The organism is Clostridium malenominatum, assembly GCF_039521365.1.
Taxonomy (GTDB): Bacteria; Bacillota; Clostridia; order Clostridiales; family Clostridiaceae; genus Clostridium_AW; species Clostridium_AW malenominatum.
Window position 1 is genome coordinate 25,547 of record NZ_BAAACF010000002.1, and the last position, 25,524, is coordinate 51,070.

General features: G+C 30.5%; 21 protein-coding genes. 5 read left to right on the forward strand and 16 right to left on the reverse strand.

Translation table 11 applies throughout. The features are described 5' to 3' along the window. Positions 1-56: 56 nt before the first annotated feature. The 9 genes from mfd to purR form a co-directional block, all read right to left on the reverse strand. Positions 57-3,563 (reverse strand): transcription-repair coupling factor, encoded by a 3,507-nt coding sequence (gene mfd, locus ABDZ69_RS11220; RefSeq protein WP_343769703.1) that lies wholly within the window; start codon positions 3,561-3,563, stop codon positions 57-59. A 22-nt stretch (positions 3,564-3,585) separates the two neighbouring features. Beyond that, positions 3,586-4,152 carry an aminoacyl-tRNA hydrolase gene (gene pth / locus ABDZ69_RS11225; protein WP_343769704.1) on the reverse strand — a complete coding sequence of 189 codons (567 nt, stop codon included), beginning with the start codon at positions 4,150-4,152 and terminating at the stop codon, positions 3,586-3,588. An 87-nt stretch (positions 4,153-4,239) separates the two neighbouring features. After that, entirely contained in the window at positions 4,240-5,421 is a 1,182-nt protein-coding gene (locus ABDZ69_RS11230; protein WP_343769706.1) for a S1C family serine protease, read from the reverse strand. 77 nt (positions 5,422-5,498) lie between these two features. Next, on the reverse strand, positions 5,499-6,905 hold the full coding sequence (locus ABDZ69_RS11235; RefSeq protein WP_343769708.1) for a sensor histidine kinase: 1,407 nt from the start codon (positions 6,903-6,905) through the stop codon (positions 5,499-5,501). Position 6,906: 1 nt separating this feature from the next. Then, positions 6,907-7,593, reverse strand: a complete 687-nt coding sequence (locus tag ABDZ69_RS11240; protein ID WP_343769710.1) for a response regulator — start codon at positions 7,591-7,593, stop codon at positions 6,907-6,909. A gap of 168 nt (positions 7,594-7,761) precedes the next feature. Next, entirely contained in the window at positions 7,762-8,715 is a 954-nt protein-coding gene (locus tag ABDZ69_RS11245) for a ribose-phosphate pyrophosphokinase (RefSeq protein WP_343769712.1), read from the reverse strand. A gap of 22 nt (positions 8,716-8,737) precedes the next feature. Next, on the reverse strand, positions 8,738-10,108 hold the full coding sequence (glmU, locus tag ABDZ69_RS11250) for a bifunctional UDP-N-acetylglucosamine diphosphorylase/glucosamine-1-phosphate N-acetyltransferase GlmU (RefSeq protein WP_343769714.1): 1,371 nt from the start codon (positions 10,106-10,108) through the stop codon (positions 8,738-8,740). 126 nt (positions 10,109-10,234) lie between these two features. Next, positions 10,235-10,516 (reverse strand): septation regulator SpoVG, encoded by a 282-nt coding sequence (gene spoVG, locus ABDZ69_RS11255; RefSeq protein WP_343769716.1) that lies wholly within the window; start codon positions 10,514-10,516, stop codon positions 10,235-10,237. Between the two features lie 91 nt (positions 10,517-10,607). Continuing rightward, entirely contained in the window at positions 10,608-11,426 is an 819-nt protein-coding gene (purR, locus tag ABDZ69_RS11260) for a pur operon repressor (RefSeq protein WP_343769718.1), read from the reverse strand. Between the two features lie 195 nt (positions 11,427-11,621). Between purR and murC the strand changes: the two genes are divergently transcribed. The 4 genes from murC to ABDZ69_RS11280 all read left to right on the forward strand — a co-directional run bounded on the left by murC (position 11,622) and on the right by ABDZ69_RS11280 (position 16,258). Beyond that, positions 11,622-13,001, forward strand: a complete 1,380-nt coding sequence (gene murC / locus ABDZ69_RS11265; protein WP_343769719.1) for a UDP-N-acetylmuramate--L-alanine ligase — start codon at positions 11,622-11,624, stop codon at positions 12,999-13,001. A gap of 83 nt (positions 13,002-13,084) precedes the next feature. Beyond that, a complete protein-coding gene (locus ABDZ69_RS11270) occupies positions 13,085-13,402 on the forward strand; it encodes a hypothetical protein (RefSeq protein WP_343769721.1) in 318 nt (105 codons plus the stop codon). Between the two features lie 57 nt (positions 13,403-13,459). Then, a complete protein-coding gene (locus ABDZ69_RS11275) occupies positions 13,460-14,806 on the forward strand; it encodes a [Fe-Fe] hydrogenase large subunit C-terminal domain-containing protein (RefSeq protein ID WP_343769722.1) in 1,347 nt (448 codons plus the stop codon). A gap of 276 nt (positions 14,807-15,082) precedes the next feature. Beyond that, entirely contained in the window at positions 15,083-16,258 is a 1,176-nt protein-coding gene (locus ABDZ69_RS11280; RefSeq protein WP_343769723.1) for a class I SAM-dependent rRNA methyltransferase, read from the forward strand. 108 nt (positions 16,259-16,366) lie between these two features. Here ABDZ69_RS11280 and ABDZ69_RS11285 read toward each other — a convergent pair whose 3' ends face one another. The 6 genes from ABDZ69_RS11285 to ABDZ69_RS11310 form a co-directional block, all read right to left on the reverse strand. Then, positions 16,367-17,077, reverse strand: coding sequence for a 2-phosphosulfolactate phosphatase family protein (locus tag ABDZ69_RS11285; protein WP_343769724.1), 711 nt, complete (start codon positions 17,075-17,077; stop codon positions 16,367-16,369). Between the two features lies 1 nt (position 17,078). Continuing rightward, the gene (locus ABDZ69_RS11290; protein ID WP_343769725.1) at positions 17,079-18,107 is read right to left on the reverse strand and encodes a LacI family DNA-binding transcriptional regulator; all 1,029 of its coding nucleotides are present in this window, start codon (positions 18,105-18,107) and stop codon (positions 17,079-17,081) included. A 39-nt stretch (positions 18,108-18,146) separates the two neighbouring features. Beyond that, positions 18,147-19,091 carry a PucR family transcriptional regulator gene (locus tag ABDZ69_RS11295; protein ID WP_343769726.1) on the reverse strand — a complete coding sequence of 315 codons (945 nt, stop codon included), beginning with the start codon at positions 19,089-19,091 and terminating at the stop codon, positions 18,147-18,149. 11 nt (positions 19,092-19,102) lie between these two features. Then, complete coding sequence (locus tag ABDZ69_RS11300; RefSeq protein ID WP_343769727.1) at positions 19,103-20,212, reverse strand: ABC transporter ATP-binding protein; 1,110 nt, start codon at positions 20,210-20,212, stop codon at positions 19,103-19,105. A 93-nt stretch (positions 20,213-20,305) separates the two neighbouring features. Beyond that, complete coding sequence (mnmL, locus tag ABDZ69_RS11305; protein WP_343769728.1) at positions 20,306-21,238, reverse strand: tRNA modification radical SAM protein MnmL/YtqA; 933 nt, start codon at positions 21,236-21,238, stop codon at positions 20,306-20,308. A gap of 84 nt (positions 21,239-21,322) precedes the next feature. Next, on the reverse strand, positions 21,323-22,456 hold the full coding sequence (locus tag ABDZ69_RS11310; RefSeq protein ID WP_343769730.1) for a hypothetical protein: 1,134 nt from the start codon (positions 22,454-22,456) through the stop codon (positions 21,323-21,325). Positions 22,457-22,586: 130 nt separating this feature from the next. Here ABDZ69_RS11310 and ABDZ69_RS11315 point away from each other — a divergent pair, with 130 nt between their 5' ends. Beyond that, on the forward strand, positions 22,587-23,627 hold the full coding sequence (locus ABDZ69_RS11315; protein ID WP_343769732.1) for a YkvI family membrane protein: 1,041 nt from the start codon (positions 22,587-22,589) through the stop codon (positions 23,625-23,627). 29 nt (positions 23,628-23,656) lie between these two features. On the opposite strand, the gene ABDZ69_RS11320 is transcribed toward ABDZ69_RS11315, so the two are convergent. Further along, positions 23,657-25,456, reverse strand: coding sequence for a heme NO-binding domain-containing protein (locus ABDZ69_RS11320; protein WP_343769733.1), 1,800 nt, complete (start codon positions 25,454-25,456; stop codon positions 23,657-23,659). Between the last annotated feature and the right edge of the window lie 68 nt (positions 25,457-25,524).

Sequence of the window (25,524 nt, forward strand, 5' to 3'; positions counted from 1 at the left end):
TTTTTAATCTTTTTTAATTATAATATATTTGGTTAATACAATGCAAATAAGTTTAATTAATTGCATTGATTCTTTATAAACAGTATAAACTCCTTTAGTTTAGGCAATAAATCTTCCTTTTTTATATTATTTATACTATATACTAATTCTGGCTTTTGACTAAATCTGAAGCTTAAAATTTTATTATAGTTGCTTTTTACAGCTTTTCTTATAGAATCATTTAATCTTTCCATCTTCTCAAACTGGATAGTAATCTCATTGCCCTTTTCTTTTATTTCCTCTATTCCAAGTGACTTTGCAACACTTCTTATATAAGCTATATCCATTAAGTTTTCTACGGAATTAGGTATATTGGAAAATCTATCTTCCAATTCTTCTTGTATATCCAAAAAGTCCTCATAACTATTAATAGATGCAATTTTTTTATAAACTTCTATCTTTTGAGTTTCATCTTCTATATATGTCTCTGGAATATATGCATCTACTTTTATCTCCACAGAAGTTTCAATAGGTTCCTTATCTATCTCTCCTTTTAGTAACCTTATAGTTTCTTCTAACATTCTACAATATAAGTCATATCCAATAGATGACATGTGACCATGCTGCGAAGATCCCATCATACTTCCTGCCCCTCTGATTTCTAAATCTTTTAGAGCAATTTTAAATCCTGAGCCCAATTCTGTGAATTCTTTTATGGCCTTTAATCTTTTCTCTGCTACTTCTGTTAGTATTTTATCCTTTTTATAGGTTAAATAACAATAGGCTATTCTATTGCTTCTACCCACTCTACCTCTTAATTGATATAGCTGAGATAATCCCATTTTATCTGAATCGTAAATAATTATTGTGTTTACATTGTGAATATCCATTCCTGTTTCTATTATTGTAGTAGCTAGTAAAACATCGTACTCATTTTTAATGAAATCCATTATAACCGTTTCTAATTCTCTTTCCTTCATTTGTCCATGAGCCACACCTATCCTTATCTCTGGCATGAGCTTAGCTAAATACGATGACATGTCCTGTATGTTCTCAACTCTATTATATACAAAGTACACCTGTCCTCCCCTATTTACTTCTCTAAGTATGGCATCTCTTATCAATTGGTCATTATACTCTACTACATAGGTTTGTATAGGATATCTCTCCTCAGGTGGAGTTTCTATTACACTAATATCTCTTACTCCTACCAAGGACATATGGAGAGTTCTAGGTATAGGCGTTGCACTTAAGGTCAACACATCTACATTCTTCTTAAATTCCTTTATTTTTTCCTTATGTTTTACACCAAATCTCTGTTCCTCGTCTATTATTAATAGCCCTAAATCTTTAAACTCTATATCTCTTTGGAGAATTCTATGAGTTCCAATTAATATGTCTAGGTTTCCAGCCTTAACAGATTTTATGGTTTCTTTTTGCTGGGCAGGAGTCCTAAATCTACTTATCATATCAATTTTTACCGGGAAGTCAGAAAATCTTTGCATTAAATTATTATAATGCTGCTGAGCAAGTATAGTGGTTGGTACTAAAAAAGCTACCTGTTTTCCATCCATGACACATTTAAAAGCAGCCCTTATTGCAACTTCTGTTTTACCATATCCTACATCACCACAAAGAAGTCTGTCCATTGATTTATCTGATTCCATGTCAACTTTTATATCACCTATTGCAGTTAGCTGATCTGGAGTTTCTTCAAATGGAAATTCCTCTTCAAACTGTTTTTGCCATACAGTATCCTTAGAAAAACTATACCCTTTAAGTGTAGACCTTACTGCATATAAGTTTACTAAGTCCTGTGCTATTTCTTCTATAGATTTTTGAGCCTTAGTTTTTGCTTTAACCCATTCAGAACCACCTAATTTATTTATTTTAGGAGAAATTCCCTCTCCGCCTATATACTTTTGAACCATATCTAGTTGTTCTACGGGAACATATAGTTTATCTTCTGCATGATAAGTAAGCTCTAGATAATCTTTCTTATGTCCTCCTATATCTAATTGTCTTATGCCATTATATACACCTATTCCATGGTTTACGTGAACTATGTAATCCCCTGGTTTAAGCTCGGAGAAACTCCTTATTTTACTTAGTCCTTTTTTATTAAACTTTTTTGAATTTTTCTTTTTTGCTTCTCCAAATACTTCCTTGTCAGAAATAATTGAGATTTTTAAATTGGGGTATTCATATCCTTTTATTTGACTACCAAAAGTTATTATTACTTCTCCTGGTAAAATTTCATTAATTATATCCTTGTAAGAGCTCTCTATCCCTCTTTCTCTTAAAGTATTAACTAATCTTTCTCCCCTAGGCCTTGTACCTGAAAGTATTATTGTTTTATATCCTTGGGACTTTCTATACTTAATATCCTCTATTAACAAATCTAATTGCCCTTGATAGTTATGCAGTGTAATCTGCTGAAAGTTAGCTATAAGTCTTGGCTGTAATATACTTGTAGATTTCGGTATGCCACTTAAAGTAATAATTTTTTCCTTCTCTAAGCCATTTATTAAATCTTCTTTATAAACTAACAAAGAGGATTGCTTTGGAAGTATATCTCCTCTTTGAAGAAAGCTCATGTAATTTTCTTCAAACTCAAAATAAGTACTCTCTATTTTACCCATGCATCTTTGAAGATCATCTATTATTACAAACCACTCTTTAAAGAAGTCCAAAAATGAAGAAAGGTTATCATAAAAATATGGTAAATAGCTATCCATAGTTTCAAATTGCCAATTTTCTTTTAAACTTTCCAGGTTTTTATAAATAGTAGCTTTTAACTTATCACAAGTTTCTTTTTCTTTTATGGTCTTTAATACTTCTAGTAAATCTTTTTCAATGGTAGCATAGCCTTTTTCAATATTCTCTTTAGTTAGTATTATTTCTTTTGCCGGAAATATCTCCAAGAATTGAACCTTATCTATACTCCTTTGAGTTTCTAAATTAAAACTTCTAATAGAGTCTACTTCATCTCCGAAAAGTTCTATTCTATAAGGTTCTACGGACGTAGGAGGATAAATATCTAATATTCCCCCTCTTACAGAAAATTGTCCTTTGCTATCTACTAAATCCACTCTTTCATAGCCACATTGTATTAGTTTTTGAGCTAATTCCTTAAAATCTACTGTATCTCCAATAGAATACTTAAAAATATGCTCTTTATATAAATTTAAAGGTATATAGCAGGCAGCTAAGGATTCAATAGAAGCAATGATTATTTTCTTACCAGGTTCTAATATATTCTTTATTACCTTCAATCTTTCCCATCTTAAATCTCCTGATATAGCATCTATGTTATAAAAAACTACCTCCTTAGTAGGAAAGTAATACACCTCTGGGACATATAAAAATAAATCCTCTTGCATATTTCTTGCTTCCACATCACTAGAGGTTAGTATCAATATCGGCTTATCAATTTGATCATATATTCCTTTTACCATGTAACTTTTAGCGGATTCAGAAACTCCAAATACACCAATGGGATATTTTTTTTCATTTATTCCATCTTTTACAACCTTAAATTCTAGACTATCTAATAGAGGCTTTAAGACCCCATTAAGTCGCATTCATTATTCACCTCATCAAACATTAATCTGCTTTAAAACTATTATATTTATTCATAGCACTTTCCGCATTATCTTTTATTATAGTTTCTGTAGCATCTGTACAAACTTTAATACATTTATCAACAATTTCTCTATCTTCTTTTGAGAACCTTCCTAGCACATGATTTACCATATCCCTTTCAGCTTTTCCAACTCCAATTTTTATCCTCGGAAAATCCTCTGTACCTAAATGGTATATTATACTTTTTATTCCATTATGCCCTCCAGAACTCCCTTTTGCTCTAATTCTTATTCTACCAACCTCTAAATCTACATCATCATACAATACTATAATGTTTTCATTCTTAATTTTATAAAAGTTTACTACTTCTCTTACACTTTCTCCACTAAGATTCATAAACGTTGTAGGCTTTAGTAATATAACTTTATTTCCACCTATGTTTCCTTCTCCATACATTCCTCTAAATTTTAACCTATTTATATCAACATTATACCTATTAGCTATTAAATCAACAGCATCAAATCCTACATTATGCCTAGTGTTTGCATATTCTTTTCCTGGGTTCCCTAGTCCAACTATTAAAAACATCTTACCTTCCTCCGAAAAATAATTTGTACAATATTACTATTATACTATAAACCTTGAAATAATAAAGAGACTTTAAAAGTCCCTTTATTACCTATTTGCTTCTTTAACTTCTTTCAAAGTTATGTTTAATTCCACAGTAGCTCCATCTCTCCATATCTTGCAGGATACGCTATCACCTATTTTGTGTTTATCTAAAGCCTCTGCTAAATCTTCAAAGCTTTCTACCTTTTGTTTATCTATTTCTATTATTATATCGGTAGGTTTCATTCCTGCTGCAGCAGCTCCAGAAGCCTCTATAACTTGATTTACATAAAATCCTTTTATACTTCCATCTCTAGAGCTTACAGTTTGACCTAGCACTCCTAATGCTGGCCTCTTTACCTTACCGTCATTCATTAAAGCATCTATAATTGTCTTAGCTTCATTTATAGCTATAGCAAAGCCCATTCCTTCTGCATTAGCCTCTGAGCCTATTTTCAAGCTATTAATTCCTATTACTTCACCATTTTCATTTACTAAGGGTCCTCCACTATTTCCAGGATTTATTGCAGCATCTGTTTGAAGTACTTTATAAATGGCTCCATCATATTTCATAGTTCTATTTAATGCACTTATAATACCAGCAGTAACAGAACCTGCAAATTCCTCTCCTAGTGGATTTCCTATAGCTACAGCTAAATCTCCAACTCTTACCTTTGTTGAATCTCCGAATGTAGCTACTGGTAAATTTGTTCCTTCAATTTTTATAACAGCAATGTCTGATCTTTTATCATAACCTACTAATTTCGCTGGGAAAACCTTCCCATTGGATAATTTTACAGTTACCTTTGCGGCACCTTCAATTACATGATAGTTTGTAACTATATATCCATTTGAATCAAATATAATTCCTGAGCCTATGCCCTTATCTACAGTTCCCCAAAAGCTTTCTCCTGTATTGCTCACTCCTACTACCGCTGGTCCTACATTATCTGCAATTTTATTAATAGCACTGCCATATAAATTGCTACTTTTTAAAGTATCTCCAGTATAGCTCTCATTTTTTTGAGGAATAACATATTTCCCTCCATTAGAGTTATATATGTTGTTAACTACATAGGCCCCAGATATTCCTCCTGATATGGAAGCAATTATTATAAATATAATAGCCTTTAAAAAACCACCGAAAAATGACTTCTTTTTATTCTTTCTAAACTTAATATTTCCATCTTCAGGATTTATACTTTCCCAACGCACGTCTTTTACTTCATTAAATTTATAATCATCCATCTAAAATCCACCTCCTAATTATAAATTCATTATAATTTATAATTTTTACTTAGCTATGAATAAACTGTAATGAATTCTTATATTTTCTTTAAAGAAAAAATGAACATTACTCCGTTATCTTTATTTTCTACCCATACATCTTCTCCTAATTGAGTTAAAATGCTTCTTACAATAGAAAGTCCTAGTCCTGTACTTATTTTAGATGACCTTGCTTTATCAGCCTTATAAAATCTAGTCCATATCTGTTTTAAGTCTTCATCCTTAATCTTTTCTCCTGAGTTAAAAACAGATACATATACCTTATCTCCTTTAACCCTTGTCATTACTTCTATGCTTCCGCCTTCATTAGTATATTTTATAGCATTATCAATTAAATTAGTGACAATTTGAATAAGCCTATCCTTATCTCCTATTACATATAAATCATCATATTGTAAACATACATCTACATTAATCTTTTTATTTTTTATAGCTTGCTCGTATTTAATAACTGTAATTCTTATTATTTCATTTATGTTCACTTCTTCTATTCTCAATTTAAGCTGTCCTGCTTCAATTGCCGACAAATCTAGAAGGTCATTTACCAGCCTTGTAAGTCTTTGTGTTTCGTCATAAGCTAAAGAAAGATAATATTTTTCATTTTCTCTAGGAATTACTCCATCAAGTATCCCTCCGATAAATCCTTTTATAGATGTAAGTGGAGATCTTATCTCGTGAGATACATTAGATATAAATTGCCTTCTATTGTCTTCTATCTTTTCTAAGGATTCTGCCATTAGATTAAAAGAATTAGCCAAATCCCCTATCTCGTCTTGTGAATTTACATATACTCTTTTATCAACTTCTCCTTTAGATATTTTATCCGCAACATGATTTATTTTACCTAAAGGTTTAATAATTATCTTTTGCGAAAAATAGTATATAACTATTACTGATATGATTATAGCTAGGGACGCAGAGGCCCATATTATTTCGTAAAATCTCTCTAAGGGTTCTTTTATCTCTCCAATGGAAGTGTGCATTATAATAGATCCTCTAAATACATCTTTATATAATATAGGAACCATATAGGTATGTACTGGTCCTTTAAATACACTGCTATAACCATCTCTTTTTTCTACACTCTTTCCAATTCTAAGTTCTCTTAGCTCTTCACTTAATATTTGTTTTCCTATTAACTCACTATTACCTTTACTAGAAACTGCATATACAATACCATAGTTATCAGCAAGCCATATATCTGTATAAAGATAACTCCCCATGCTCTGCAATAGTTCTTCCATTCTTTGATAAGATAAACTTCCATTTAAATATTTAACTGCAGTAACACCTATATATTCACATTCATTTAAAAGCTGAGTTTTTCTTTGTTCAAAATAATATCCTTCAAACCAGTAGGATAAGAAAGCAGCAGTTATTACAAAACTAAGAGTAATAATAGTTGCAAAGGTAATAACCAGTTTTGAAAATAAACTCTTTTTCATTTTATTTCACCTCGAATTTATATCCAACCCCCCAGACTGTTTCTATCTGCCAGTTTAATCCCTTCTCAAGCTTTTCTCTTATTCTCTTTATGTGAACATCCACAGTTCTAGAATCTCCAGGATAATCATAACCCCAAACTTCACATAATAACTGTTCCCTTGTAAAAACCCTATTTTTATTGCTAGCTAAATAGTATAAAAGTTCAAACTCTTTTGGAGGCATTTTTATCTCATCTCCATTGTATACCACAGTATAAGAATTTATATCTATAGTTAAATCTTCAAATTTCAAAGCTTCCTTATTGTCTCCCTCTGAATTATATCTCCTTAAAACCGCTTTAATTCTAGCTAATAGCTCTTTAGGTTCAAAAGGTTTTACTATATAATCATCAGCACCTAATTCTAACCCTAAAACTTTATCAAAGGTTTCGCCCTTTGCTGTAAGCATTATTACTGGTGTCTCGTATTCTTTCCTAATCCACTTTAATATATCTATACCATCTATGCCTGGTAACATTATATCCAATAAAACTAAATCCGGTTTATACTCTAAAAAAACACTTTGAGCTTCTTTTCCGTTATTACTTACCCTTGTTGCATACCCAGAATTTTCAAGATACAACTTTATTACTTGACAGATATTGTTGTCATCATCAACAATTAAAACTTTAGCTATTTTACCTTCCATTTTTGTTCCTCCTAATATGTTTTTACTAATTTAAATTTACCATAGATTAACCCCATGTATATAGTGTATTCTTAAAAAGTTACAAATTATTTACTACTTGTAATAATTATTAATAAAAAAATAAAAGAACAGGCCTTTTTATAAAAACCTGTTCTTTAAAATCATTAATTAATCAAATAATTTACTTACTGACATTTCCTCATATATTCTTTTTATAGCCTCAGCAAATACTGGAGCTACTGACAAAACTCTAAACTTAGGGCTACTTTTAGCAGCTGGAAGATCAATTGTATTTAACATTATCAGTTCTTTAATAACAGATTCATTTATTCTCTCTATAGCAGGACCTGATAATACTGAATGTGTGCAACAAGCATAAACTTCATTAGCTCCCATTTTCATTAAAGCATTTGCACCATTAGTAATGGTACCTGCAGTATCAATCATATCATCTATTAAAATACAAGTTTTGCCTTTAATATCTCCAATGATATTCATAACTTCTGCTACATTTGGCCTCGGTCTTCTTTTGTCTATAATTGCTATAGGAGCGTGAAGTCTATCTGCAAACTTTCTTGCTCTTGTAACGCTACCTAAATCTGGTGATACTACCACTACATCATCTCTTTGGTCGAATCCATTTTCAGCAAAATACTTTCCTAATATAGGTACTCCCAATAAGTGGTCTACAGGAATATTAAAATATCCTTGTATTTGAGATGCATGTAAATCCATAGTTAGCACTCTATCTGCTCCTGCAGCTGTAAGAATGTCTGCAACTAGCTTTGCTGTAATTGGATCCCTAGCTTTTGCCTTTCTATCTTGTCTTGCATACCCATAGTAAGGCATAACAGCAGTTATTCTTCCAGCGGAAGCTCTTCTAAATGCATCAATCATTATTAAAAGCTGCATTAAATTATCATTTACAGGCTCATTTGTAGGTTGTATTATGAATACATCTACTCCTCTTACTGTTTCACCAATATCTACACTTATTTCTCCATCACTAAATGTTGAAACCTTAGCCTCTCCTAGTGGAACTCCTAATATGTCTGCAATATCCTTAGCTAGCTTTGGATGTGCATTACCTGTAAAAATTTTAAAACCTTTGCTTTCACTCATATCTGAGTAAACCTCCTTAGTACTATTTTTTTAATGCTTTTTTAGTAACCCAACCTTCTTTATTTACCTGTTTTGCTCTAGCTATAGCTAAAGCATCTTTTGGCACTTCTTCTGTTATAGTCGAACCTGCCGCAATATAAGAGTTATCGTTAACCTTTACTGGTGATACAAGATTTGTATTACATCCTATGAAAACATTATCACCAACAATTGTCTTATATTTCTTCTTTCCATCATAATTAACTACTACAGTACCGCAACCAAAGTTGCAGTTTTCTCCTACTTCCGCATCACCTATATAAGTTAAATGGGATACTTTCGTATGATCACCTATAGTAGATTTTTTTATTTCCACAAAATCTCCTACCCTTACAGATTTTCCAATTACGCTTTCTGGTCTTATATACGCAAAAGGACCTACTGTAGTATTATCACCTATATGACTTTCTAGTATAACTGATTCTTGGATAGTAACCCCACATTCTATTGTGGTATCTTTAATTCTACAATTAGGATACAACACACAATTTTCCTTAATTATTGTTTTACCCTCTATCACATTTCCAGGATATATAATAGTGTCATTTCCTATTAGTACATCCGTTTCTATATAAGTATTATTCGGGTCTAAAATTGTTACACCATTGTCCATGTGTTTATGGTTAATTCTTCTTCTCATAATCTGTTCTACTTCTGCTAGCTGAACTCTAGAATTAACTCCCATTGTTTCTTCAAAAGGAATAGGTATGGCTCCTAATTTTTCCCCTTTAGCTTTTAATATTTCAATAACATCTGTTAGATAGTATTCTTCTTGAGCATTATTGTTAGATAGATTATTTAAGCTACCTAAAAGAGCATCTATGTCAAAACAATACATGCCTGCATTAATCTCATTTAATTTTAACTCTTCTATAGAACAATCTTTATGCTCTACTATTTTTCTTACTTCACCATTTTCTTCTCTAATTACTCTTCCGTAACCATAGGGATTTTCGACTATTGAAGTGAGTATTGTCCCTTTATAATTTTTTTCTTTATGAAAAGCTATAAGTCTTTTTACAGTGTCAGGTGTAATTAAAGGAGCATCTCCAGTAAAAATTGCAACAATCCCCTTTTTACCTTGTAAAAAATCTTTTGCACATTTTACCGCATGACCTGTCCCTAACTGTTTTTCTTGAAGTGAATAACTTACATTTCTTGACATGGTGTTTTTCTTTACTTGTTCTGCACCATTTCCAATAATTATATCTACATCATCTATACCTGATTCTCTTAAAGTGTCTATAACGTGATTTATCATTTCTTTACCACAAGCTTTATGCAATACCTTTGGTGTAGTGGATTTCATTCTCTTTCCTTCTCCAGCTGCTAGTATAACAGCACAACTATACATTTTATCACCTCTTCAAGGTCTTTTATTTTACTATTTAATTATATTTTATATAATAACTAATTTCAACCTTATAAGACAAATTCAGAAAATTCCCAAATGCAAAAAGGAGTATTGCTACTCCTTTTTTTATTGTTCTACTTCTTCTACTGTCTCATCCTTAACTTTTTCGTACTGATCTAAAATTGCTTTTTGAATTCTTTCTCTTGTTTGTGTATTTATTGGATGAGCTATGTCTTTAAATTCACCGTCTGGGGTCTTCCTGCTTGGCATAGCTATAAACAAACCATTTTGACCCTCAATCACCTTAATATCATGAACAACAAATTCATTATCAAAGGTTACCGATACAATGGCTTTCATCTTTCCTTCAGCAGCAATCTTTCTAACTCTTACATCTGTAATTTCCATAGTTAATCCACCTCCAAGATGCTTATGTACATTATAGTATTCTATATTATTTTCATTTTTCCTTCTTTATTTTCAAAAAATTATAAATCTTTTATAATTTAATTTTTTCAGAAGGATATAATATAGCATTATTGCTCTCGTCAAGTCCCGCAAAATCTACAATAGATACATATTCGTTCACTAACTTCTTATCAATGCTTATATTATCTATCAAAACACCTATGCCGACAAGCTTACTATCAAACTCTTTTAATAAATCGATTATGCCATAGGCAGTGCCCCCTGCTTTCATAAAATCATCTATAAATATGCAATTGCTTTTGCTTTTTATTGATTTTTTAGGCAAAGACATGTTTTGTATTCTATTAGTAGATCCAGATACATAGTTTATTGTAACAGTAGATCCTTCCGTTACCTTTGTTTCTCTTCTAACTACCACTAGCTGAACACCCAACATTTTAGCTACTTCATAAGCTAAAGGTATTCCTTTAGTTTCTACTGTAACTACATAATTTACATCTAATTTATTAAAAGCTGAAGCCAAAATAAGTCCCGCCCTTTGAATAATGTACGGATTAAAAACTAAATCTGTAACATAAAGAAAGTTTCCTGGTATTATTCTTTCTCTATCTTTTAAAATCATACATAATTCTTCAACAAATTTTCTACTATCTTCCTTTGATATACCACAAACGTATTTTACTCCTCCTGCTGCCCCTGATATAGTTTCTACCTTCCCCATGTCAAGTCTTGATAAAATATCTTTTATTGCAATTAAATCTTCGCTTATTGTAGATTTTGCTGCATTAAACTTTTCTGTAAATGTATTTAAATTTATTATTTTATTGGGATTTTCCATTAATATTTTTGTAATTGCTGATATTCTTTGATTTCTTGTAAACTTCTCCATTTTACATCACCTATCCATTATTTTTACGAATTATTTTATTAATAAAATGCCTTATTATTCTTATTTTATTCTAAATACTTTTCATAATCAATGTTTTATACAACTTTTCCATATAAAATAATAATAAAGTGTTTTTTTCCTCCGTTTTTGTATATAATTATTAAATGGAGTTAATTTTTTAAGGAGTTGATTATTTTGTCTTTTGAATTTATACAAAGTGAGAATAAAAAAATTCATTTTATTGGCATAGGCGGAATAAGTATGAGCGGTATTGCTGAAATACTATTAGAAAAAGGCTATAAAATATCAGGTTCAGATATGAATAGTTCATATATAACTAACATGTTAGAAAGAAAAGGAGCAGAAATCCATATAGGTCATAAAAAAGAAAATTTAGATTATACTGTAGGTATGGTAGTATATACTGCAGCTATTTCAGAGGATAACCCAGAGCTCTTAAAAGCAACAGAGTTAGGCATACCTTTGATGGATAGAGCTGAATTTTTGGGAAATCTTATGAAAGGTCATAAGTATAACATTGCAGTTTCAGGCACCCATGGTAAAACCACCACTACTTCTATGATATCTCATATAGTTATAAAAGCAAATTTAGATCCTACCATTTTAGTAGGCGGAGATTTAGATATTATAAAAGGAAATGTTAAAACAGGAAACAGCGAATATTTTATAACAGAGGCCTGTGAATATAAAGCATCCTTTTTAAAATTCTATCCTTATATTGGAGTAATTTTAAATATTGATGAAGATCATCTAGATTTTTATAAAGATATAAATGACATACAAAATACCTTTATAAAGTTTGGAAAGATGATTCCAAAGGATGGATATCTAATTGCTTGCGCTGATGACAGTAATATAGATAAAGTTTTAAAAACTGTAGATTGTAATATAATAACCTATGGATTAGAAAAAGGAATCATTCAAGGTAAAAATATCGTATATAACGAAAAAGGCTGTGCTTTTTTCGATGTAATACAAGACAATGAATTTTTATTTTCTATAGAGCTTAATGTTCCTGGAGAACATAATGTATTAAACGCTTTAGGAAGTATTTCTATAGCTTTAGCCTTAAACATAAACCCAGAAGCTATAATAGAAGGATTAAAAAGTTTCCACGGAACTCATAGAAGATTTGAGTTAAAAGGTGTTAAGGATGATATTACTGTCATAGATGATTATGCTCATCATCCTACTGAAATAAGAGCTACGTTAAATGCATCACAAAATTATCCACATAATAGAATATTTTGTGTATTTCAACCTCATACTTACACTAGAACTCATGCTCTTTTAAAGGAATTCACGGAATGTTTTCATGGAGCTGACGAAATAATTTTAGCAGATATATATGCTGCACGAGAAAAGGATACAGGAATAATAAGTTCTGTAATGCTGGGCGATAAATTAAGAGATAACGGATTAACCTGTAATAATTTTCATAGCTTTGAGGATATTGTAAGCTATTTAAAAGAAACTTTACTTCCAGGAGATTTAGTTCTAACTGTTGGTGCTGGAGATATATATAAAGTTGGCGAAATGTTTTTAAAGAAATAAACTTATAATAAAATAATTTTTAAAAGTGTAAAACACCTTCAATATGGTAACAATAAATATAATTCATATTGGAGGTGTTTTTTGTGAGAAATTTTTTAATATCTGCTGCAGTAAACTTAGTTCTAATAATTATATCCTATATTTTCTTTAAAAATATAATAAGCGGTCCCACAAGACATAGAATTTACGAAAAGATTTTTAGTTCTTTTGCAAAGTTTGTAATTTATTTATTTATTGTAAGTGTTGCTGTAACTGGAATATCAGCTTTGGCTCTTTACAAAACTCATTATATTGCCTATGTTAATGTGGTAGCGCCTGCTTTATTATCTTTATTTGTAGGCTTTATCATTTCCACTGTCCCTACCCGTGGTGCTGGCGATAAGGAAAAAGGGGGCAAATAGTACCCCTTTATTTTTTATTTATAAATATAAATGCATTTTAAAAGGAGTTGTATTACGATGAATAATGAGCATAGAAAGATTTTTAAAGAACTAATAACTGCCTTTGAAGAAGATACCTTAGAAGAGAAGTTAAAAGAGTTATTTAAGAGAGAAGATGTAGATAAAAACAAGCTTTCCTTTATTATCTCTTCTCTTTCTGGGCTAGATACTACTTACAATGATGATTACATAAAAAACATTTTAGAAGGTATAAAAAACTACACTCCTAGCAAATACGTAATATCGAAATTTTCAGAATGTGGATCTTGTTGCCATCAGGATTCAGGTAAATCTATATGCGAAGAATCCTGCCCGCTAAATGCTATAACTAGAGATCCTAAGGATAATAAAATATATATAAACAGAGAACTTTGCATAGACTGCGGAATATGTGTAGATAATTGTGAACATGGAGGTATTCTAGATAAAGTAGAATTTTTACCACTTTTAAATCTTCTAAAAAGCAAATCCATATTAATAGCCGCTGTAGCCCCAGCAATTATGGGTCAGTTTGGCAAAACTGCTAACATATATAAACTTAGGACTGCTTTTAAAAAATTAGGTTTTACGGATATGGTGGAAGTAGCCTTTTTTGCCGATATGCTTACTCTCAAAGAAGCAGTAGAATATGATCATTTTGTAAAAACCGAAAAGGATTTTATGATAACTTCTTGCTGCTGTCCTATGTGGGTTGGAATGTTAAAAAGAGTGTATAATGATTTAGTAAAAAACGTATCTCCTTCTGTATCTCCTATGATCGCTGCTGGAAGGGTTATGAAAAAAATCAATCCTAACTGCAAGGTTGTTTTCATTGGACCTTGTCTAGCAAAAAAAGCTGAAGCAAAGGAAAAAGATTTAGTGGGAGATATAGACTTTGTATTAACTTTCGCAGAGTTAAAAGATATTTTTGATACTTATGGTATAAATGTAGAAGAATTAGAGGAAGATCTATCCCATGAATACGCTTCCCGCGGAGGAAGATTATATGCTCGTACCGCTGGGGTTTCCACTGCTGTAGGAGACGCTATAAAAAGATTATTTCCAGAAAAACATAAATATTTAAAAACTGCTCAAGCTCATGGGGTTAGAGAATGCAAGGAAATACTCTCTAGACTTCAAGATGGTGAAATTCATGCTAACTTTATTGAAGGTATGGGCTGTGTTGGTGGTTGTGTTGGTGGTCCTAAAGTTCTAATACCAAAGGAAGTTGGAAGAGATTTTGTAAATGACTTTGCTGAAAACTCAGATATAAAAGTAGCTGTAGATAGTAGCTGTATGATAGATGTTTTAAAAAATTTAGATATTACCTCCATAGAAGATTTTAAATCTAAGGAAAAAATATTTATCTTTGAGAGGGACTTTTAGCCAAGATTTCTTGGCTATTTTGCATTTTGATGCATAGAATAGTGTATGGAGAACAATTTTAAAGGGAGATTTTCATGATATTCCTATTTTTACTATTAGCCTGTTCATCTCTTTGCTTTTTTTATTACTTAGATAATAAAATTTCCTTGCAGAAGAGAGAAATTGTTTTACTAAACAAGCAAATTAGAGAACTTAAAAATAAATTAAAAAAACAAAATGAATTAAAAGAAGAAATATGATATACTACACTTTAGACTAAACTCAGGAGGGAAATTAATGGCTTGCAAATTTTATTTATATAAAGGTATGGGAAGAAAATCTGAAAATGGCCATCCATGGATATATTCAAATGAAATTGAAGGATATGATGGAGAATACATTAATGGTGATATTGTAGAGGTATACAACTATAGAAATGATTTTATAGGAAAAGCCTATGTAAATGATGCTTCAAAGATAGCTTTAAGAATTATGACAAGAGATATCAATGAGGAAATCAACGAAGAATTTTTTAGAAAAAGAATGAAAAACGCTTGGGAATATAGAAAAAAAATTATCGATACATCAAGCTGTAGATTCGTTTTTGGAGAAGCTGATTTTTTACCAGGTTTAATTATTGATAAGTATGAAGATTATTACTCTGTACAGTCTCTAGCTCTTGGTATTGATAAGTATAAGGATATTGTGATTAAAATTCTGAAAGAAGATTACGGTGCTAAGGGAATATATGAAAGAAGTGACGTTCCCGTAAGAGAATTAGAGGGCATGGAGCAACATAAAGGCTTCTTAAGCGAACCCTTTGATACTGAAATACAAATAACAGAAAATGGTGTTAAGTATTATGTAGATATTGAAAATGGTCAAAAGACAGGTTTCTTTTTAGATCAGAAGGAAAATAGGAAAGCAATACATAAACTTTGCAAAGATGCTGATGTTTTAGATTGCTTTACCCACACAGGTTCCTTTGCTTTAAACGCAGGTATCGCTGGAGCGAAAAGCGTTCTAGGAATAGACATATCTGAGCTAGCCGTAAAGGATGCTACGAGAAATGCTGAATTAAATGGACTTTCAGATAGAGTTAAATTTGAATGTCACAATGCCTTTGATGTGCTTCATAAATGGTCAAAAGAAGGTAGAAAATATGATGTGGTAATACTAGATCCTCCTGCCTTTACGAAATCAAGATCTACAGTAACTAATGCTACTAGAGGATATAAGGAGATTAACTTAAGAGGAATACAAATGGTTAAATCTGGCGGATACTTTATTACCTGCTCATGTTCTCATTTTATGAATGAGGAATTATTTAAAGATACAATTTGGGAAGCTGCAAAAGATTCTAGAAAGATTTTGCGACAAGTAGAATTTAGAACTCAAGCTGCTGACCATCCTATATTATGGAACTCAGATGAATCATATTATTTAAAGTTTTATATATTTCAAGTGGTTTAAAAACTAGTTAATAGTTTTTTAGTTAACGACAAAATTCCTGTGGAATTTTTATAATTATAAAATTCCGCAGGAATTTTCACATTAACTAGCATCTAAATGTCTAGCCATCTAAACATCTATCTTAACTATCTTTCCATCCACATACTCAGGAACAATATCTATAATATCTTTTTTCAAACAATATTCTAAATCTTCTTCTAAACCAAGCTCCTTAATTCTATTATAATGCTTAGCCTCTTTAATAAAAGATAAGTCTGGACTTATGCTATAAATCTGACGGGCTGTTTTAGCTATATCGCTCAATTCTACCTTTAGATTTTGTTTTAAAATACAGTCTATAATGTATCCCCCGCATATAAAATCATCTATGGAAAATTCTCCATGGGTGCCTGCATTAACTATTACTAAATCTTCCCTTAAACTTAAAACTCTACGAGCTACTGCTTTACCATTTATCATGGCACCAATTAAAATATGCTTTGCCCCTTCAGATCTTTTAATTGCTTTAGTGCCATTGCTGGTGGTTATGATTAATCTTTTATTTTCTACTACATCAGTAATGTATTCTAACGGAGAATTTGAACAATTAAAGCCATCTATCTTTAGCGCATTTCTTTCTCCACCTAATATGCATTCTCCTTTATTTGCAAGACTTAAAGCTTCCTCAACTTCCAGTACAGGAATTATTTCTTTACACCCATTGCTTATAGCTGTAGTTATAACAGAGGTTGCTCTTAAAACATCTATAACCACTACAGTTTTTCCTAAAACTTCTTCTTTATTTATATGATCTGCAGAAATCATTATGTTAATTTTCATTTTAATCACCTTCTAATTCTCTAAAAGATTCTCTATAAATTATTTTGGTAGGAACTATTACCTTGTTTTCCCCTTCTTCTAAATCATCTTCTATTTTTTTTATCATTAGTCTTGCAGATTCATATCCTAAAGTTATTGCATTTATATCCACAGAGCTTAGACTAGGAGAGGCAAACTCAGCTAAAGGAATGTTATTAAAGCTAACTATTTCAATATCATTAGGAACCTTATAACCCTCTTCTTTAATGGCATCTATGGCACCAAAGGCCACCACATCATCAGTTACAACTATTCCCGTTGGCATATCTTTAGTTTTTAAAAGTTCTTTCATCGCTGCGTAGCCCGCTTCTTTTGTAAAAGGCACCTCTTTTATATATTTTTCATGTAAATCTAATCCCTCTTCAAAAATTGCTTCTTTATATCCTTCTAGCCTATCTAGAGATACCACTAAATTCAAAGTTCCCGTTATTAGTCCTACATTTTTATGTCCTTTTTTTATCAATTTCTTTGTAACAAAATAAGAGGCTTCTAAATTATTATTATCAACATATAAAACATCTAAATCGTCTAAAGGCTTACCTATAATTAAAACAGGAATATTAAGTCTCTTTATTTCCTTTAGAATTATATTATCTACAGATGAATACATTAAAATAACTCCATCAACTCTTCCACTTAGAACTATATTTTTTATAGATTCTAGCTGAGATATTTCCGTATTTCCTGTAGATAAAATAATACAATAATCCTTTTCATGGGCACCTGCTGCAATTCCGCTTAATACTTGTGAGAAAAAAGGATTCAAAAAAGCAGCTTCTGTTGATTGGGGCATAACTATTCCTAATGTATTAGTAGATTTACTTACAAGACTTCTTGCAATTGCATTAGGATAATATCCTAACTCCTCCATAGCCTTTTTTACTTTTTCTTTCGTTTTTTTACTTATTCTTGAATTATCAGAAATCACTCTAGAAACCGTAGACGGTGAAACCTTTGCTAATTCAGCAACTTCTTTAATTGTTATCTTCATCTTATGCAACCTCATTAATAAAACTAAAGAAGTAACTTCTTACTTCTTGTTTTTTTCTTTCCAAAATAATAATGCTATGGCAAATAAAGCAGCGTTTTTAAAAATTCTAATATCATATCCTGTTTCCTTCTGTATTTTGTCTAATCTATAGATTAAAGTATTTCTATGTATATATAAAATCTTTGCAGTCTCACTAATATTTAAATTGCACCTTACAAATTCTTCTATGGTATTTATCATTTCTCCATCAAATTTTTGAAGGATCTTGCTAATCTTTTTTAATATATCATCTTTTATTCTTGAATCTATATTATAGGCTAATCTCTCAAGAAATAAATCATCATATGAGAGTATCCTATTATTTAAAGAAAAAACTTCTCCAAGATATATTGCTTCTTTAGCCTCTTTATAAGCTTTTCTTAAAGAACATTCATCTGTTATATTTTTAGTCATGCTAATTGTGCAGTTGCAATAAAGCTCCATTTCTATTGAACTTTTTATGCCTTCTGCATGCTCTATTAATTCATCAAAATTTCCTATTATTACAATATAGTTTTCATATACAAAAGAAAAAACTTCTTCTTTTGTATATAAGTTTTCTATTATATTTAAAGCTTCTTTATAATTGTTTTTTAATTTTAAAAGTAACATGTTGTTATTCTTATATATAAAAGGTAGTTCTCCTTGTATCTCCTCTAATACGAAATCCTCACCATCTAATAGTTTTGCTAAAATATTTTGTTTATATCGAGCTAATTCTCTATATTTATTTTCAATAGTAAATTTTAATAAGGGTGCGCAATCATTGTCTTTTATTTCCACATATAAATTAGCTTTACTATTTCCAAGTATTATTTCATAAGATATAATTTCCTTTATAATATCACTGCTTTTATATATAACTTTACCACTTTCCCAACATAATTCAAAATCAATGCCGGTTTCCATATGAAGATTGTTTAGATATGTTTTAAAATCGCACACCCTGCTTCCCCCTAAACTATTGTAATTTCAGTTTCTTTGTCGAACAAGTGAATTCTATGTGGCTTTATTGCTACTGTTATTTTATCTCCGGTTTTTGAAGTAGCAGTTCCATTTACTCTAGCTGTTAAATTTACTTCACCCTTTGAAAGGTATATATAAGTTTCCGCTCCCATTAATTCCGTTACTTCTACATCAGCTTCTAATAAAGAGTCTTTAAATTTATTTATATCTTCTTCTTTATCTGAAATATTTTCAGGTCTTATTCCTAGAACAACATCTTTTCCTAAATAACCTTTTTCTTTTGCTATTTCCCCTTTATCTTCAGGCAGTAAAATTCTATCTTCTCCCACAAGGAAATATACACGTCCATCTTTTTCTTCTAACTTTCCATGAATAAAGTTCATCTGAGGGCTTCCTATGAATCCAGCAACAAACATATTAGCAGGATTACGATAAATTTCTTGTGGACTATCCACTTGCTGTATTAATCCATCTTTCATTACAACTATTCTGGTTCCCATAGTCATAGCTTCTGTTTGATCGTGAGTTACATAAATGAATGTAGTTTGTAACTTTTTATGTAATTTAGATATTTCAGTTCTCATTTGCACTCTTAGCTTAGCATCTAAGTTAGATAAAGGTTCATCCATCAAAAACACCTTAGGCTCTCTAACTATAGCTCTTCCTAAAGCAACTCTTTGTCTTTGCCCACCAGATAAAGCTTTAGGTTTTCTATTTAATAAATGTTCAATGTCGAGTATTTTAGCAGCTTCCTTAACTTTTTTATCTATTTCATCTTTAGATACTTTTCTTAATTTTAATCCAAAGGCCATATTATCATAAACCGTCATATGAGGATACAAGGCATAATTTTGAAACACCATGGCTATATCCCTATCCTTAGGCGCCATATCGTTTACTAAAATATTATCAATATAAAGCTCACCACTACTAATTTCCTCAAGTCCTGCTATCATTCTTAAAGTTGTGGATTTTCCGCAACCTGAAGGTCCTACAAATATAACAAATTCTTTATCCTCAATCTCTAAGTTAAAATCACTTACCGCCGTTACATTGCCTGGATATACCTTGTAAATGTTCTTTAATGATAAATTAGACATAAAAAATTCCCCCAATACTAAAATTATATTTACTACCATATTAACATTGTCAGAATTTTATTTCTATTCTTAAAATCTCCAAAATTATTACGGTTATTTTGGAGAAAAGTACAAGCCTTGATATATATCCTTATTCTTTAAGTTATCATCAATAGCATTTAATATTTCCCATTTCTTTAAACTCCACTGCGGTCCTATTAATAGTTCCCTCGGTGAATCTCCTGTTAACCTATGAACTACTATATCTTTCCTTAGAAAACCTATACTTTCACATAATATATCTACATATTCATTCTCTTCTAAAAATTTAAATCCCCCTCTATTATATAAATGAACTAAAGGAGTATCCTTCATTAAATGCAGTAAATGAAATTTTATACCTTGAATATCTTTAGTAGATAAATACTTCACTGTTTTTAACATATCTTCTTTATCTTCACCTGGAAGTCCAAAAATGCTATGCACTACTACATCTATTTTTCTATCCCTTAAATTCTTTAAAGCCTCTTCAAATACCTTTAATTTATATCCTCTATTTATTAACTTAGCAGTTTCATCGCTTACAGTTTGTAATCCCAACTCTATCCATAAATAAGTTTTGCTATTTAATTCTTCTAAGAGATTTAAAACTTCTTCACTTAAACAATCTGGTCTAGTAGCTATAGATAAAGCTACCACACCTTCCTCCTGTAAAGCTTCTTCAAACTTTTCCCTTAATACATTAATAGGAGCATAGGTATTAGTATAAGCTTGAAAATAAGCAATATATTTTCCCTCTTTCCACTTCTTTTCCATTAAAGTTTTTATATCTTTAAATTGTTTTGATATTGAATAATCTCTATTTCCTGCAAAATCACCTGACCCTCTAGCACTACAAAAAACGCATCCTCCGCTGCTTATTTTTCCATCTCTATTTGGACATGAAAAACCAGCATCCAAAGATATTTTATATACCTTACTACCGAATTTTTCTCTTAAAAAATAATTTAATGAATAATACCTTTTATCTCCCCAATATTTGCTCATATATAAAACTCCATTTCTAAATAATATAAAAATACCCATAAACATTATAGTCTATGAGTATTTGCCTTTCAACCTTTCTTTCCTCTACACCTTCTTGACTTTAAATTCTTTTAAGTCTAATTGCCATCTTCCTACAAGCCCTCCAATAGACTTATCAGAAGTTACTCTCGGAACAACTTCGAAATTTAAAGAATCTTTATCAAAGGATGAAAATATTACATTTACCTTATTCATAGGATAATATTTTTCAAACTCATAGGAAATTATTTCTCCTGTTTCTACTTCATATACCCTTATACTTTTTGCATTATCCTTTGTATATTGGGCAAGAACAAACTTTTCATTGGAGGAAAACACTACAAAATTTACCTTTGAATCCTGTATTAGATCTAATGAAGTTATGTTTTTGCCCATAGGCTTTTCCTTAGCCATATTACCCTTTTGTTGTTGCCCTCCCTGTGCTCCTTGTTGTCCTCCTTGCCCTGCTTCTCCTCCTTGCCCTCCACTAGAGGCTTCACCTTGTACCGTCATACTCTCATCCACTTTTATGAGACCAATATAACTATCCTTGTCATATGTGGTAATTACCAAACTTTCTCCTTTATAAGAGAATATCATAGGACCATAGTTGTTTTTAGGAACTTCCAATTTATTTGTTTTTGCTTTATCGTTTTTAGAATACTCATAACTTGGTATACCACTATTTTCAATTAATAGATTATTATCTATATTATTTTTAACTCTAATTCTTATGGTTCCATGCCTTAAAAAAATTTCTCTTTCCGTTATAGTGTTTATATCTTGTATTTTATAATCCATATCTTCCTTATTAATTTTAATAGTATACTCTTCTAATGAAGCATAGGGCTCCTTTTCACTCATTTTAGTTACTTTAACTTTAAATAACCCCGCTCTGCCTAATTCAATGATTTCATCAATATTATATCCTTTTATCTTTAAAGGGCCTTTCATATCTTTAGAAGTCTTCGATGTTCCCGTTAATAATTCTTTAGAGTAAAATTTCAAAGCATTTTCATAATCATCATTTGTTAAATAAGACATATAGCCATCCACAATATTTTTTGCAGCTTTTATATCAAAAGTTTTATCCACTTCTTTCTCCACAGTAGGCTTTCTATCTATTCTTCTACACCCAAAAGAAGTAATTATTATTATAAAAGAAAAAAATATTACAAAAAATTTCTTTATTTCACTCATAGTTATTCCCTCCATTCTTAAATATAGTTTCCCACAAAAACAAATTTTTAATATTAAAAATCATTATTTTGCATTTTTGCTATATACATTTATAAAGAAGAATTTTATTTCTATTGAGAGGAGAATTTTTTTGTTTAAAAATGTGAGATTAATATTTCAAATTGCTGCTGTATTTATAGGAACCATAGTGGGTGCCGGACTTGCTTCGGGACAGGAAATAACTCAATTTTTTTCTACCTATGGCTATAAAAGCTTTATAGGTATATTTATTTGCTGTGCTATTTACATACTATCTGGATATGTCATTATAGATTTAAGCATCAACTATAAATTAAAATCTTATAATGAGCTTATTAGGCTAGTTAGTCCAGGTTTTTTAGGGAAAGTAACAGATTTTATAACCACAATGTTTTTAATAAGTGGCTCTGCTATAATACTCGCTGGAAGCGGAGCACTTATACACCAGTATTTTGGTTTAAACAAATGGGTTGGTATACTTATAATGTCTATAGCAGCTATAGTTGTTTTGCTTAGAGATACACAAGGACTTATAGAGATAAATTCTCTTATAGTACCATCACTAACCATAGTGATTATAACTTTATTTTTACTGTACGTTTTTTTATATGATAACACTAGCTTAACCTACATAAAAACCCTTTCACCTTATAAAAACAATTGGTTTTTTTCTAGTTTATTATACTCTAGCTTTAATGTATTATGCGCATCAGGAGTAATGGTACCTTTAGCAAAAGAATTTCCTAAGAAAAAAATTATGTTTACGGGAATTGTTTTGGGATCACTATGTTTGACAGTATTAACATTAATAATTAATCTGCTTTTAATACTAAATATTCCATACATTTTTCAATATGAAATACCTCTTTTATATGTTTCAAATAGATTCGGAAAGACCATACAATTTTTATTATTAGGTATAATATGGCTTGAAATGTTCTCCACTGAAGTATCTGATATATATAGTGTAAGCAAAACCTTAGAACAAGTGTTTAAAATACCATATAAAAAGGGTTGTTTTTTAATAATGGCAATTGCTATTCCAATATCTCAAATTGGATTTGTAAATTTAATAACCTTCCTATATCCCGCCTTTGGTCTGGTTAGTCTTATTTTTTTAATTCAATGTGTAATATTTTACATTAAAAACTAAGAGGATTCCTTTAAAGAACCCTCTTAGTTTTATATTTTATATTTACTTAAATCAGTTTTAAATATTTCTGTAATACCCTTAAATTGATTAATACTATCTACTAATTTTTTAATTTGTTGTGTATATTGAGCTACATTAGCACTTACCTCTTCTGAAGAAGCTGAATTTTCCTGGGCAATAGCCGCTAAAGATTCTATATTTCCAAATATACTTTCTATAGTATGAGTTTCTTTATTTAAGTCCGCTATTGTATTAATCATATCTCCTGCAACTGATTGAATGGAATTTGTGGCCTCATAACTTATATTTCTTACATTTTCTAAACTTTTAGTTTCATTTTCTAATACATTATATTGAGAGCCTATTTTATCTGATAATATTTTAGTTTCCTTAGCAAAAGAAACCAAGTTTGAATTAATTTCTTCAACGGCTACTTTTGTTTGTTCTGCAAGCTTTCTAACTTCATCTGCAACAACTGCGAATCCTCTTCCCTGCTCTCCTGCTCTAGCCGCTTCAATAGAAGCATTTAGTGCTAACAAGTTTGTTTGCTCAGATATTTGAGATACCATAGATACAATATTTGTTATATCCTTTGCCCTATTCTCTAATTCTAAGCTCTTGTTATTTACTTCCTTAAATTTCTCCAATGTATCCAATATATTCTTGCTAGAATTATTAACATAATTATAACTATTATTGATTTTATCTAAAGCTCTTTCTAGTTCACCTTTATTAGTATTCTCCCTACTTACTATACTTTTTATGTTTTCTACATTGTCACTTAAGATAGCTACAGTATGTTGAGTGCTCTCTGCTTGATTAACGGCACAACTAGCTACTTGCTCTACAACTCCTGCAATCTCCTCTGAAGTATTAGTCATAGTTTTAGAGATGATATTTATATTTCCAACGAAACCATTCATTTCATCAGTAACACCTTTAAATCCGACAAAATCTCCTTTAATAACATTTTTATATTCCTTAATAAGTCCAAAACACTCTTCAAAAAAATCTCCTGTTACTATATCTCCATCTTCCAAATATTTATTTTCTTTAATTCGTTCTAACTCATGCTTTAATACTTTATTAGGTCTCATAAGAAGTTCTGAAATTAAAAAAGAAGCTACTGCACCTACTACAGAAGATATACCAGCTTTAAATAGGTTGCCCATCCCCATGATAGCAATATTTCCTATAAGTGAAACTATGAACGTCGCTATAGCTACCTTGCCACCTATATTATTAATAAAACCTAAGGACAATATTTTATTAACCTTATATACTTTTTTATAATAAATATCTTTTTCAAAAGTTAATTTCAATTTTAATGAAGTATCTGTTTTTTCTACTTCTTCTACTTGAACTTTTTCCTTATAAAATTCCATACTTCCATCAAGCATACCTAAAAAATAATCAAACATTCCCCTTTGAGAGGAATAAGAAAATATAGCTTGTCTACTTGATATAGGTTCTATATTAACAATTGGAGGTTTTGCTCCTGGAAACTTTTTTGTCATAACTACATGGATATCAAATAGGGACTTTAAAAAGGAATATAGGTTTTCTTGCTCAAAAAACGCAGGAAAATCCTTATAGAATGTCTTTATGTTATCCTTTCCTATTTCTTTCCACAAATTTTTAACATCTATATTTTTTCCATTAGCAATATGCTGAATTACACTTTTAACTTCATTATCTTCTACGTTTTCAATAGGGCTAAATAGCTTGTCACTCCTCCAGCCAATAGATTCCATTGCTCTATTGACAACTTCATCATCATAGATTTTTCTACAAGTCTTCAGCCACGTAGAAACTATAGTTCCCTTCATTTTCATTCCTCCTTTAGTTATTTAATAAGTAAATTATACCTCATAAAGTATATTATTACAAAGTATAT

What these genes read in the sequence shown, in the direction of transcription:
- mfd (WP_343769703.1), bottom strand. Translation starts at nt 3,563, where the DNA reads ATGCGACTTAATGGGGTCTTAAAGCCTCTATTAGATAGTCTAGAATTT.
- pth (WP_343769704.1), bottom strand. Translation starts at nt 4,152, where the DNA reads ATGTTTTTAATAGTTGGACTAGGGAACCCAGGAAAAGAATATGCAAAC.
- ABDZ69_RS11230 (WP_343769706.1), bottom strand. Translation starts at nt 5,421, where the DNA reads ATGGATGATTATAAATTTAATGAAGTAAAAGACGTGCGTTGGGAAAGT.
- ABDZ69_RS11235 (WP_343769708.1), bottom strand. Translation starts at nt 6,905, where the DNA reads ATGAAAAAGAGTTTATTTTCAAAACTGGTTATTACCTTTGCAACTATT.
- ABDZ69_RS11240 (WP_343769710.1), bottom strand. Translation starts at nt 7,593, where the DNA reads ATGGAAGGTAAAATAGCTAAAGTTTTAATTGTTGATGATGACAACAAT.
- ABDZ69_RS11245 (WP_343769712.1), bottom strand. Translation starts at nt 8,715, where the DNA reads ATGAGTGAAAGCAAAGGTTTTAAAATTTTTACAGGTAATGCACATCCA.
- glmU (WP_343769714.1), bottom strand. Translation starts at nt 10,108, where the DNA reads ATGTATAGTTGTGCTGTTATACTAGCAGCTGGAGAAGGAAAGAGAATG.
- spoVG (WP_343769716.1), bottom strand. Translation starts at nt 10,516, where the DNA reads ATGGAAATTACAGATGTAAGAGTTAGAAAGATTGCTGCTGAAGGAAAG.
- purR (WP_343769718.1), bottom strand. Translation starts at nt 11,426, where the DNA reads ATGGAGAAGTTTACAAGAAATCAAAGAATATCAGCAATTACAAAAATA.
- ABDZ69_RS11275 (WP_343769722.1), top strand. Translation starts at nt 13,460, where the DNA reads ATGAATAATGAGCATAGAAAGATTTTTAAAGAACTAATAACTGCCTTT.
- ABDZ69_RS11280 (WP_343769723.1), top strand. Translation starts at nt 15,083, where the DNA reads ATGGCTTGCAAATTTTATTTATATAAAGGTATGGGAAGAAAATCTGAA.
- ABDZ69_RS11285 (WP_343769724.1), bottom strand. Translation starts at nt 17,077, where the DNA reads ATGAAAATTAACATAATGATTTCTGCAGATCATATAAATAAAGAAGAA.
- ABDZ69_RS11290 (WP_343769725.1), bottom strand. Translation starts at nt 18,107, where the DNA reads ATGAAGATAACAATTAAAGAAGTTGCTGAATTAGCAAAGGTTTCACCG.
- ABDZ69_RS11300 (WP_343769727.1), bottom strand. Translation starts at nt 20,212, where the DNA reads ATGTCTAATTTATCATTAAAGAACATTTACAAGGTATATCCAGGCAAT.
- mnmL (WP_343769728.1), bottom strand. Translation starts at nt 21,238, where the DNA reads ATGAGCAAATATTGGGGAGATAAAAGGTATTATTCATTAAATTATTTT.
- ABDZ69_RS11310 (WP_343769730.1), bottom strand. Translation starts at nt 22,456, where the DNA reads ATGAGTGAAATAAAGAAATTTTTTGTAATATTTTTTTCTTTTATAATA.
- ABDZ69_RS11320 (WP_343769733.1), bottom strand. Translation starts at nt 25,456, where the DNA reads ATGAAGGGAACTATAGTTTCTACGTGGCTGAAGACTTGTAGAAAAATC.